The organism is Methylomonas sp. MgM2, assembly GCF_054172045.1.
The window spans coordinates 210,859-223,689 of the sequence record NZ_JBSYXO010000003.1 but is presented as its reverse complement, the minus strand read 5'-3'; the positions used below and the strand labels follow the sequence as shown (position 1 = coordinate 223,689).

Annotated in this window: 5 protein-coding genes; 2 read left to right on the top strand and 3 right to left on the bottom strand. The window is 49.8% G+C overall.

Annotated features, from left to right (window positions below; genetic code table 11):
- Positions 1–38 precede the first annotated feature (38 nt).
- The gene (locus tag ACW73I_RS04225) at positions 39–5,564 is read right to left on the bottom strand and encodes a glutamate synthase-related protein (RefSeq protein WP_458027983.1); all 5,526 of its coding nucleotides are present in this window, start codon (positions 5,562–5,564) and stop codon (positions 39–41) included.
- Between the two features lie 245 nt (positions 5,565–5,809).
- On the opposite strand from ACW73I_RS04225, the gene ACW73I_RS04220 reads away from it, so the two are divergent.
- Together ACW73I_RS04220 and glgB are read left to right on the top strand one after the other, a co-directional pair.
- On the top strand, positions 5,810–7,042 hold the full coding sequence (locus tag ACW73I_RS04220) for an FAD-dependent monooxygenase (protein WP_458027982.1): 1,233 nt from the start codon (positions 5,810–5,812) through the stop codon (positions 7,040–7,042).
- 285 nt (positions 7,043–7,327) lie between these two features.
- The gene (gene glgB / locus ACW73I_RS04215) at positions 7,328–9,529 is read left to right on the top strand and encodes a 1,4-alpha-glucan branching protein GlgB (RefSeq protein WP_458027981.1); all 2,202 of its coding nucleotides are present in this window, start codon (positions 7,328–7,330) and stop codon (positions 9,527–9,529) included.
- Between the two features lie 381 nt (positions 9,530–9,910).
- On the opposite strand, the gene glnA is transcribed toward glgB, so the two are convergent.
- Complete coding sequence (glnA, locus tag ACW73I_RS04210) at positions 9,911–11,320, bottom strand: glutamate--ammonia ligase (protein ID WP_458027980.1); 1,410 nt, start codon at positions 11,318–11,320, stop codon at positions 9,911–9,913.
- Positions 11,321–11,467: 147 nt separating this feature from the next.
- Positions 11,468–12,706 (bottom strand): porin, encoded by a 1,239-nt coding sequence (locus ACW73I_RS04205; RefSeq protein WP_458027979.1) that lies wholly within the window; start codon positions 12,704–12,706, stop codon positions 11,468–11,470.
- Positions 12,707–12,831 lie beyond the last annotated feature (125 nt).

Below are 12,831 nucleotides of genomic sequence, written 5' to 3'. Positions count from 1 at the left end.
TTAGCGATAGGGCGGGCTTGCGCCCGCCTGTTATCAGATCAAGCCGACTCGCTTTCCAGCATGCCTTTGACTATGCTTAGGCTTTCCAGGCTGGCCAGGTTTTTATCGACGGACGGTACACCGGTTAGCGCCCGGCGGTTGATGTTGTCCTGTTCGATAATCCAGGCGGTGGAGCCGATGGAATAGATGCTTTGTACGTCGCGCAACATTAAAGTCGCTTTATAGTCGTTCAAGCGTTTTTCCGCCATTAACGTCGCTAATTGAGCGTCGTCATATTGGCTATAGGCTTCGCGCAGGTTTTTAATCAGCGCATCCTGTAGTTTGCGCGGGCGTTCCATGATGAGTTTGCGCGCATGTTCGTCGATCAGGGCATCGCTTAACGGCAGGCCGGCTTTTTGAAGCTGGTCTTTAGCGATTTGCTGCGCTTTGTCGATCACGGCGTAGCTATTGATCAATTTTAAGGTTAGCTCGCCGTCGATGTCTCCATACCCCGGAATCGCACCGTTAAACAACGTGGTATTCGTCAGGTAAGCCTTTTTAACCAACGCGATTTGTTTTTGGGCGAAAGCGACGGAAAGTTCCTCTATCATCGTCTTACGGTCCATGGACTGGCTTAAAAACTCAGCGGTTTGGGTTCTGTTCAACCACAACGGTAAAGCGAATTTGAAGTGCTGGCGAGCTTCCGCCCAATTGCTCAGGATCGCTTTGGCTTTTTCCGAGGCGGTGTATTCGATATGTAACTCCAGCATGTAAAGGATGAACTGCTCGTGGGCTGCTGCGATATCGGAGCCTTCAGTCAGGGTATGAATGCTGACTGAGGTTTTATCATACAAAGCTTCCAGGCGGTTATCGGGGTCGTATTGATAGGCATTACCTCCGGACATGCCGGTGCAGAAACCTTTGCCGAATCCGCCTAAATTCAATACCGCGCCGTTGATCATATATTCGCAAGCGAAATCGCCTACACCCTCAACGACTGCCATCGCGCCGGAGTTACGCACCGCAAAGCGGTCGCCGGCCTCGCCGTTGATAAAGGTTTTGCCGCCGGAGGCGCCGAATAAGGCAAAGTTGCCGATCAGCACGTTTTCGCCGGGCAGCTTCGAGCCGCCGCCGGGCGACTTGACCACGATGATGCCGCCGCAGGAGGTCTTACCGACACCGTCATTACATGTGCCTGTATGCTCCATGCGTATACCGTCGTTGTTGAATGCGGCATAACTTTGGCCCGCCGAGCCATGCGTGCGGACGATGATCGTATCGTCGGCCAGATAGCGGCGGCCGTGTTGATTGGTGTAGATGATTTTCGACTCGGCGATTTTATCATCGCTTAGTTCGTACTGTAGCAGACGCTCCAAATCGATAGCGGTTTGGCCGCCGACGGATTTGTTACGATTATTCAGTTTGAGTTTGTCGCCTTCTATGATCACCCGCGTTTGACCTTTTTCAAACAGCGCCGATTTGACTTTTGGGAAAATGATGTCGTCGATCGAGTAGTCTTTTTCCAAATAAATCGGTTTTTCGATTTTGACTTCCCGCACTTCGGTCAGGAGTTTTTGCAAATGAATCTGGCCGACCATGGCAGGGTGGTCGATTAAATGCAGAAGATGAGTTTGTCCGCGGATTTCGCGCAAGCTGGTATAGCCAAGATCGGCCAGAATTTCTCTGACTTCGTGAGCCAGATTCATGAAAAATTGCGCCAGTACGCGCGGATCGCCTTTGAATTCTTCATGAGCGGTAGTCAAACCTGCCGGACAACGGATGTTGCAGTTTTTCGCCATCACGCAACGCAACATCATCAATGCGGTGGTGCCGAATTCGAACGAGTCACCCCCGAGAATCGCGGATTTGACCACGTCGGCGCCGTTTTGATGCGCCGAACTGCAACGCAAAACGACTTTATCACGCAAGCCGTTCACGGATAATGCTTGATGAACTTCGGCTATGCCTATTTCCGGCGAACGGCCGGTGTTTTTCAAGCTGGTGACCGCCGCGGCACCGGTACCGCCGGTGTTACCGGCCACGTTGATGACGTCGGCTCCGGCCTTGGCTACGCCGACCGCAATGGTGCCTATGCCTTCGGAAGACACCAGCTTGACAACGACTTTTACCCGGGCTGCTTTTGCATCGTGAATCAGCTGTCCTAGGTCTTCGATAGAGTAGGTGTCGTGGTGCGGCGGCGGGCTGACCAGTTCGACTTTGGGGGTGCCGCCGCGTAGCGCGGCGATTTCGACCGATACTTTAGGCGCGGGTAACTGACCGCCTTCGCCGGGTTTCGCGCCCTGGCCGATTTTGATTTCGATCTCTTCTATGGTCGGATCCGCCAAGTAGCCGGCCCACACACCAAAGCGGCCCGATGCGAATTGTTTGATTTTGCTGGAGCGCAGCGTACCGAAACGGCTGGAATGTTCGCCCCCTTCGCCTGAATTGCTTTTCGCGCCGGCTATGTTGGTGCCCATGGCCACCGCCTCGTGCGCCTCGGCCAGCAACGCGCCGTGACTCATGGCGCCGGATGCGAGAGTAGCCGTGATTTCGTGGGCCGGTTGAACGGAATCTAGGGCAATGCCGGGACGGGTATCGCGAATGTTGTTCAGGTAAAAGTAGATCGGACTGTCGCTGTCGTTAGCACGGGCGTTGATGCAGCTGCTTTCAACGGTCAGCACGAAATCGCTTCCGGCAAAACGCACTTTTAAGTGCTCGGACAATTGTCCCAATCTGGCCTTGCTGTTGTTTTCGTTAAAGCGAATGTTGAAAACGGCATCATTCACTTTTTCGACCTGCAGACCGCGGATCGTGAAATTGTTATTGCCGTACAAATCCTGAGCACCCAACAGACGATCGAAATCTTCTTTGCCGAGAGCGGTCGAAACATCGGCAGGAAATTCCATAACGTCGCGCAGCGCGGCAGGGCGACTGGCACGTTCTTGCGCTAAGTTGCGGGTAAAGCTGCGGTAAGCCGGCGTAATGCCGAACGTATCGATTTGTTCCGGCGTGCGTTTTTCATAACCGAAGTCGCGATATGCGGTATCGCTAGCCTGCTTAGCCTGTTGTTTCTGCGGCGTTGGCTCCAGGCCTACTGCCGCACCTGTTTCAGCCGCTATATACAGGATAGGCTCGTCGGTCATGTTGATATATTCGCGTACCGCGATATTGCCGAAGGTGTGGCCGGCGCCTTCCTGACGCTCTTTGAATAAGCCCAGGAACGGAATGTCGTTTTCATCCTTGACCGACATTGCTTTATGGTGCCATTCGGTGGCGCTGGCGGCGATATCGGCGTAACGCACGCCGCCAACCGACGAGTTGATATTTGGGAAGTAGGGCTTTAGTTTGGGTTCGTCGGTATCCAGATAATTGGATTCGAAAAACTCGCCGCCTATATAACTTTCCACCGTACACAGGCCGAATTTGCCCATGGTTTTCATCAGCGATTTTTCGACGCCTTTTTGGAAGTTGTTTAAGGCTTTTTGACGTGTTTGGTTGTCCGGGTATTCGGTTATGATGCGGTTATGCACGCTCAACGGGCAAATTGCCGAGGCGCCGAAGCCCAATATGGTAGCCACATCATGCGGGCTGGCTGCCTGGCCGGTTTCCAAAACCAGCGAAGAATTGAAGCGTAAGCCTTGTTTAACCATATGTTGGTTGGCCGCAGCGACCATCAACAGAGCCGGGATCGCGGCTTTGGTCTGGCCGATATCGGTATCGCTTAGGATGATGATCCCGATATGGTTGCGTGCAGCTTGTTCGACGTGTTCGCAGACCGACTGTATGGATTCTTCTAACGCGTTTTCGTTTTTTTCCGGATCATCGAAATCCGGGGTGTAAACCATGTCCAAGGTGATGGTTTTGACCTCGGTTTGCCGGCGGATTTGTTCCAACTGCGTGCGTTGCAGGATGGGCGATTCGATCATCAACTGTTTGCTGGTGGGAGGTGCGAATGTCGGTTTTGCACCTAAAGCCACGCGCAAAGTCATGCCGTCGCTTTCACGCAACGAGTCCAGCGGCGGGTTGGTGACTTGGGCAAAGCGTTGGCTGAAGTAACGCGACATGCCGCCTTCGGCTGCGCTCAGTGCGTTAGGAGCCAGGCCGTATCCCATAGCCGAGACTTTTTCCAAACCGCTTTGTAGAATCGGATCGAGCAAAAACTTAAAGCTTTCCTGATTCAACGCATAGGCCGTATGGCGTTGATCGATGTTGAACTCGTGGTCGTTGCCGATTTCAGACAGATCGACTTTAGGCAGACCGCTAATGTGAATGCAGCGCTCGGCCAGCATGGCTTTGTAGTCTTTTTCCTTGGCCAGTTTTTCTAAAACTTGGTGGCTGTCGTAAGATTGGCCCGTGCTGTGGTCAAAATATAGCATCCCTCCTGCTTCGATACGGCCCCGTTTCAGTACTTGGTCAGGCGGGAAATCGATTTGGCCGGCTTCCGACATGACGGCCAAATAGTCGGTGGTTTCCACTGAACGCAGCGGGCGCAAGCCTAAGCGGTCGAGGCGGGCGCCGACGCGGATACCGTCGTTGAAAATCAACGCGGCCGGACCGTCGTTTTTTTCTTCATATAAGCTGAAATATTCCAGCATGGCCCTGACGTCGTCGGACAAGGTCGGGTCGTTTTCCCAAGCCGGAGGCATCATTGCCAAAATGGCGGTGACGATGTCCAGCTCGTCTTCGTTGATACGGCGAGTCAGCGTCTGATCAAGACGACCTGAGTCGGATTGTCCGCACGGAAACACGATATGTTTGTTATTTTGGCGGGCGATGGCATTTTCGCTGAGGCGGTTCTTCTTGTCGGTGTTTAACTCCCCGTTATGCGCCATGTATCTGAACGGCTGAGCCATCATCGTCGCCGGTGCGGTGTTGGTTGAAAAACGGGTGTGGAAAAACAAGGTGCTGATTTCGTGATCCTTGTCGTAAAGATCGACGAAATACGGAATGACTTCGAACGAATTCAAGCGGCCTTTATAGACCAATGTGCGCGAACTCATTGACAATGGATAGAAACCGATCAGTTCCGGCCGACTGAAACCGTCGGCTTCGATTGCCAACAGGGCTTTTTGGATGTGTTTTTCAAATTCGTCGCGGCCGGCATCCTTTAAAGAAGCAGGGCGACCGAAAATCAGTTGTTTGATCGGCAGTTGGGCTTTGATCGCTGCCGTGTTGAGTACCAGTTTGTCTACCGGCACGTCACGCCATTTGATGACGGGCAGGTCGAATTCCTTCAGATGGTCTTCAACCAACAGCGTTGCCGCAGAGTCGTAACGGTCATGATCTTCCGGAAAAAAGAAATTGGCGACGCCGAATTGACCTAGTTCCAAATTTTCAATATTCGTAATCTTACGGAAAAACTTAAGCGAAATATCAATATTAACACCCGCACCATCACCTATGCCTTCGGCGCTCATGCCCCCTCGGTGAGGAATCGTACATAGCGCTTCGTGGGACTTGATCAATAGATCATGCGTTTGTTTGCTATCCTTACGCGTGATGAATCCAACTCCGCAACTGTCTTGGGATAAGTCGGAATCATAAAGCATATGTACTGAGTTGTTTTTCTGGGCGTTATTCATCATTGCTATCCAGATCCTGTCATGCTTATTCAAATACGTCGCCGTATAAAAACGGTTCACGCTGTTTATGGTGTTTCGGTCTGCCGCGTGTTAGAGTCGTCGAAAGCAGCCAGAAACATGCGAACTTATTTAAATTTCACTTAGTGAAACTTTCTAATCATAACATGTGGCTGCTTTTCTGTCATTTCACGAGCTGTGGAGTATGCCAGGGAAACTGTTAACTTTTAGTGTTTAAAATCGTGACGAATATGAAACAAGAATTCGATGTAGTCATAGTGGGCGGGGGTATGGTCGGTGCCGCGGTGGCGTGCGGTCTGGGCAATAGTAATCTAAGAGTTGCGGTAATCGAATCGAAAGTGCCGAAACCGTTTTCTTCCGACCAGCCGCATGACCTGCGGGTTTCCGCTTTGAGTGTTGCATCTCGAAAAATCATGGAAACCGTCGGTGCGTGGCAAGGAGTCGTTTCGAGGCGCTTTTGCCCTTTCCGGCGTATGCGGGTGTGGGAAAATGCCGGCGATACGACATTCAATAGTAACGATATCAACGCGCCGGAGTTAGGTTATATCGTTGAAAATCGCGTGACGCAGTTGGCGCTGCTGGACCGATTGGAAGCATTTGATAACGTTAAGTTGATGATGCCGCAAACGATTAGTCAGATTCATTACGATGGCCATGCGAGCGAAATCGTATTGGACGACGGCCAGGTTTTATACGCCAAATTGCTAGTGGGAGCCGATGGCGGGCAGTCACGGGTCAGACAAGCGGTAGGATTGGGTGTGACCGGGTGGGATTACCAACAACATGCTTTGGTAATCTATGTCGAAACAGCATATCCGCAACAGGATATTACCTGGCAGCGTTTTGTTTCCAGCGGTCCTCAAGCCTTTTTGCCGCTCACGGGAAATTACGGTTCGATCGTTTGGTATCAATCTCCTGATGAAGTGCGCCGCTTGCAAGCCTTGTCGTTCGAGCAATTGAAGTCCGAATTGGAGGCTGCTTTTCCCGAGTGTTTGGGGGAAATAACTCGGATATTAGGGGTGGCCAGCTTTCCGCTCAGACGACAGCATGCGCAAAGTTATGTCAAACAGGGCGTGGCGCTGGTCGGCGATGCGGCGCATATGATCAATCCTTTGGCCGGTCAGGGTGTCAATATCGGTTTACTGGATGCCGCAGCCTTGGCCGAAGTCGTGGTTGACGCGCATACGCACGGTAAAAATATTGCCGATGTTTCAGTGCTTAAGTGCTATGAGTCCATGCGCCGCAACGAAAATCTAAAAATGATGACGGTGATGGATCTGTTCTATCAATCCTTCAGTAACGATATTTTACCGGTCAAGCTGATTAGGAATATCGGCTTAGGCTTAGCGGAACGTTTGACTCCTATCCGAAATAAGGTCATGAAAGCAGCGATGGGTTTGGAAGGGAAGTTGCCCAAGTTAGCCAAGGGCGAAAGCCTTTCTGTTAACGGATTTACTAAGTAAATCAAAGTTTGCCGGATGCGATTACAACGGAAAATCCGGAAGCGGCAAATTTTTCGGGTTACGATGACGTCTGTCGAAAAAAATAACCTCGATTGAAGTTGTAATAGTTTTGCAGCAAATGATTGTTACACTCGCCCGGTTTAAGTTTTGAAAACTATAAGATGGCTTGACATTCAGCGTTCCAATTGAACGGTTCCGATTTTTCTATTTTCGGAAATATCTAACCACCTGTGCCTAACCGGCGCACAATGGCGATTTTGTCCGATGACATTAAGGCGACCCAAAATGAATAAATCATATAACGCAACGCTTGACCCCGATTCGATCAAAATCATTGAAGCGCGGCATCATGATCCTTTTTCGATTTTGGGCCGCCATCCGCACGGCAAGCTATTTAAAGTGAAGCTCTATTTACCTTATGCGGAGTCAGTTTATTTCGCCAACGGCGGCCCGGAAATTCCGCGTCTGCCGGAAACCGATTTTTTCGAGTGTGTCGCCGAGCCGAGGGCGTTGGGCGAACATTATCAACTGTCATGGATTGATAAGAACGGCGAGCAACACACGGCTTACGACCCCTATGATTTTGATGTGCAATTATCGGAATTTGACCGCCATTTGTTTGCCGAAGGAAAACACTGGCATGCCTACCGTAAAATGGGGGCACATCTTCATACTGTCGATAACATTTCGGGTGTTTTGTTTACAGTCTGGGCACCGAATGCTGGACGTGTCAGCGTTATAGGCGATTTCAATCGTTGGGACGGCCGTTGCCATCCGATGCGCTGCCTTGGCAGTAGTGGAATTTGGGAGCTTTTTATTCCGGGCCTAGAGGCGGAGCGTTTGTATAAGTTTGAGCTCTTGAATCGCCATACCGGTCAGCTTATCAGCAAAACGGATCCTTATGGGCGGCTGTTTGAGTTGCGGCCCAATACCGCCGCCGTCATCGTGGATGATACCGTTTATGACTGGCAAGATCGGACTTGGATGGAAAACCGAAGTAGTCATGATTGGTTGCACGAACCGATGTCGATTTACGAAGTTCATTTGGGATCATGGAAGCGCGATCATTCGGGCAATGTTCTGGGCTATCGCGATTTGGCCGATCAACTCGTCGACTATGTGAAAGAACTTGGCTTCACTCATATTGAATTAATGCCCATTACCGAACATCCACTGGATGCGTCGTGGGGCTATCAGACAACCGGTTATTTTGCGCCGACCAGCCGCTTCGGCAGGCCGGATGATTTTCGCTATTTCATAGACACTTGCCATCAAAATAATATAGGCGTCATTTTGGACTGGGTTCCCGCTCATTTTCCCAAAGATGATTTTGCATTGGCCCGTTTCGACGGCACCGCGCTTTACGAACACGAGGACCCGCGCAAAGGCGAACATCGGGATTGGGGTACCCTGATCTATAACTACGGCCGCAATGAAGTCAAAAACTTTTTGTTATCCAGTGCGATTTTCTGGTTGGAGGAGTTTCATCTGGACGGTTTAAGGGTCGATGCAGTCGCATCGATGCTCTATTTGGACTACTCCCGTAATGATGGCGAATGGGTTCCGAATCAATACGGCGGCAACGAAAATATCGAGGCCATCGATTTTTTCCGGGAATTGAACACTGTGACGCATCAGCAACATCCGGGCACAGTGATGATGGCGGAGGAGTCGACGGCTTGGGGCGGCGTGACTCGCCCGACATATGTCGGAGGCCTGGGTTTTTCGATGAAATGGAATATGGGGTGGATGAACGACATCCTCGAATATATGAAGGAAGATCCGGTTCATCGCCGTTATCATCATGATAAATTGACCTTCGGTATGCTCTACGCGTTCACCGAAAATTTCGCCTTACCCTTTTCCCACGACGAAGTGGTGCATGGCAAGGGATCGATGGTCAATAAAATGCCGGGCGACGAATGGCAACGCTTTGCGAATCTCCGTTTACTTTATACGATGATGTTCACTTATCCGGGTAAAAAGCTCTTGTTTATGGGCTGCGAATTCGGACAGGGTACGCAATGGGATTCTAGCGCTTCACTGGACTGGTATGTGCTGGATTACTCGCACCATAAAGGCATACAAAACCTTCTGAAAGAATTGAATAGGATTTATCAGTCTGAGCCGACCTTGTTTAAGCACGACTTCGATCATCACGGCTTCGAATGGATAGATTGCCACGATGCCGAGCAATCGGTGATCAGCTACCGGCGTAAAATTCAAGATCAAGAGTTAATCATCGTGCTCAATTTTACGCCGGTCGTTAGACATAACTACCGCATAGGGGTGCCGCTGGAAGGGGTTTATCAGGAAATCTTTAACTCTGATTTGAGTTTGTACGATGGTAGCAACATTGCAAACTCTCCAATCGTGTCGGACCCGATCCAATGGATGAATCTGCCTCAATCGATTTCTCTGACATTACCGCCGTTGGCCGGAATTATTCTGAAAGCCGAAAAGTCCAAGCAGACCGATTTAAATTAGTTTTAGCGAGTAGGGCAACAAACTGATTGCAGTTTCGCTTTAAATTAGGTGGGGGTTATTTTTGAATATTGCCAAAGACTTCGCTTTCGTTGATGTCGGATCGCCCCCTGTGCCACAATAGTTGCCGCAGCCGTATTTCTGTTTCTTTCCGTTGAAACGAAATTCATAGTGCCAATACTGATCGCCCTTCGATTTAACGATAAACCTTTATTATCGGTTTTTTGATATTCCGGTTGCTTTTAACTTCTTTATTTCCGCATCGAATATCGAATCTAAAATTCGGGACAAAATAGCCGGATTAGGGGGGCTAGGGACATAAAAAACCCCGCTAAGCCAGTAAACTTGCGGGGTTGCGGGATTGCTTGGGTCTGCTAGAGACCGCTACAGGCTGTAGTACATATCGAACTCAACAGGATGAGTGCTCATGCGTAGGCGCTGTACGTCTTGTTTTTTCAGTGCAATGTAACCGTCGATCGCATCGTCGGTAAATACACCGCCGCGAGTCAAGAATTCACGATCTTGATCCAGCGCATCTAAAGCTTGATCTAAAGAGAAGCAGACTTGAGGAATGTTTTTCTCTTCTTCCGGCGGCAAATCGTATAGGTCTTTGTCCATTGCGTCGCCTGGATGGATTTTGTTTTGGATACCGTCCAAACCGGCCATCAGCATCGCAGCAAACGCCAAGTATGGGTTAGCAGTTGAATCCGGGAATCGGACTTCGATACGACGTGCTTTAGGGTTATTGACGTAAGGCACGCGGATAGATGCAGAACGGTTACGCGCAGAATAAGCCAGCATCACAGGCGCTTCGAAACCGGGTACCAAACGTTTATAGCTGTTGGTAGAGGCGTTGGTTAGTGCGTTCAAGGCTTTGGCGTGTTTGATGATGCCGCCGATGTAATACAGTGCGATTTCAGACAGGCCGCCATATAAGTTGCCGGTGAACAGGTTAACGCCGCCTTTGGCCAAAGATTGGTGAACGTGCATGCCGTTACCATTGTCGCCAACCAACGGTTTAGGCATGAATGTAGCGGTTTTGCCGTATGCGTGGGCGATGTTGGTGATGACGTATTTCAATTCCAGTACTTCGTCGGCCTTTTTAACCAAGGTGTTGAATTTGGAACCGATTTCGCACTGGCCGGCTGTTGCCACTTCGTGATGGTGTACTTCCAGGGTTTGGCCCATTTCTTCCATTACCAAACACATCGCGGAGCGCATGTCTTGTAAAGAGTCGACTGGTGGGACTGGGAAGTAACCCCCTTTTACGCTTGGGCGGTGACCGATATTGCCGTTTTCGTAGACTTTCTCCGAGTTCCAACCGGCTTCTTCGGAGTCAACTTTATAAGAGCATCCGCTCATGTCGGCAGACCAGCGTACGTCATCGAAAATGAAGAATTCGTTTTCCGGTCCGAATAAGGCAGTGTCGGCAATTCCGGTGGATTGCATGTAAGCTTCGGCGCGTTTTGCGATTGAGCGTGGGTCGCGTTCGTAGCCTTGCATGTCTTTTGGCTCGATGATGTCGCAACGCAAGATCATGGTTTTGTCATCAAAGAACGGATCGATTTTCGCGCTGCTGGGATCAGGCATCAGAATCATGTCGGATTCGTTGATGTGTTTCCAGCCGGCAACAGAAGAGCCATCGAACATTTTACCTTCTTCGAAGGTGTCTTCATCGACAGTGTGAGCAGGGTAGGTCACGTGTTGTTCTTTACCACGCGTATCGCAAAAACGAAAATCGACGAATTTAACGTCATTTTCTTGCATCATTTTTAAAACGTTCTCTACTGACATCGGCCAAAGTCTCCTAAAGTGTGCTTGTTTATTGTTAGTAAGTATATAAACGGCAATTACAATATCATCAATCTTGACAAAGAGCCACAGCAACAAACGCTTATTTTTTGCGTATGATTTCGGGCTCTTTTACGCCAATGGTTTGGATTAAAAGGTTAGGATCATATCCATTGCTATTTCGAACTGGTCGCTTTCAGTTCCTCCGTCAAACGCAGGGCTGGAATTTCCGTCCGCATCGAACCAATCGTAGCGTAGTTCAGGCCGTAGTTTTATCCACGAGGTGGGTGTGTAGTTAACGCCGCCGGTGACTTCGTAATAACTTCCGTCATATCCCGTGCGGAAACCGGTACTGTCTCTGAACCATTCGCCTCGAACACCAGCGGCTAATTTATCATTGATGTCATAATATAAGTAGCTGTTGATTCCGTACCAGTCAGCGTTTTCACCTTCAACCGGTTGGTTGTCTTCGGTGCCGTAGTCATGCTGCAGAACCACGTGCAATTTTTCGGTGAAGTTGTGTTGCAAGACGACGCTGTACATCGTGGTGCCGTTATTGACGTGTTCGCTTTGATTGCCGGTAATTAAAGAAACCGCCAATGAAGTGTCCGCGTCGTCGGTAGTAAACGTTGCTCCGCCGAGGAAGCTCCAGGCGCCCGGATCATCGCGAAAATTGTCCCAACCCATCACGGCGCCACCGGTGATGGAGATATTGTTGTTGATGTCGTAATTCAGTAATGCGCCGGTATGCGTGAACGGTTCGCCATAAAGCATGGTGTAGGCGTGTGAATAAAAGAAGTTGTCCGGAGATGTCACAACCTCATAGCCGATAATGGTGTAAAAATGCCCGATCTTCGCGGTAATACCGTTGCCGAATGGCGCATAGATTTCGGCGTATGCTTGCGGGAATGCAACATCGTAATGACCTACGTCATCGGGCAGGATTTGATTATCCCATCCTCTTGCTTGGGTTTTGGCTGAGTCGGTACCGAACATGAAATCGACACGGCCGCCAAAATCCCAGTCATTGCCTTTGTTCAGGCTCTTCTCAATGAATAAGTTCAACTGATTAAGCTGGAAAGTGTTGACTTGATCGTTAAAGCTAATTGGATAATTGCTTTCGTCTTTGTTGTCGTGAGATGCCCAAGTAACACCCCCGTCTATCCAGCCGCCAACGCTAATGTTGTTGTTTTTTAGGAAGTTGGTGTTGTTAACGTTATATCCGGATAGAGACTCGATCATGCCCGCATCATCGCCGGGTGTGCTTGGTTCGTTTGACGGGGGATACGACTCTAGCCTCAGGCCCTCATCAAATGCTTCGTCTGCGTGTGCATAAAATGGAATTAGTATCAAACCGCCGATCATAAATGAGGGTATGACTTGTTTCATTTGATTTCTCCTAGTAATAGCTTAACCACGCTTTATGCACATGTTGTGCCAATAAATAAATTGTTGTTTTTCCGCTACATACACCTAAGTTGCGGTGTTTAATGGCTTTTTTATGCACCATAATG

Bases quoted from the DNA above. Each gene is read 5' to 3' on its own strand.
- ACW73I_RS04220 (WP_458027982.1), top strand. From the start codon at position 5,810: ATGAAACAAGAATTCGATGTAGTCATAGTGGGCGGGGGTATGGTCGGT.
- glnA (WP_458027980.1), bottom strand. From the start codon at position 11,320: ATGTCAGTAGAGAACGTTTTAAAAATGATGCAAGAAAATGACGTTAAA.
- ACW73I_RS04205 (WP_458027979.1), bottom strand. From the start codon at position 12,706: ATGAAACAAGTCATACCCTCATTTATGATCGGCGGTTTGATACTAATT.
- glgB (WP_458027981.1), top strand. From the start codon at position 7,328: ATGAATAAATCATATAACGCAACGCTTGACCCCGATTCGATCAAAATC.
- ACW73I_RS04225 (WP_458027983.1), bottom strand. From the start codon at position 5,564: ATGATGAATAACGCCCAGAAAAACAACTCAGTACATATGCTTTATGAT.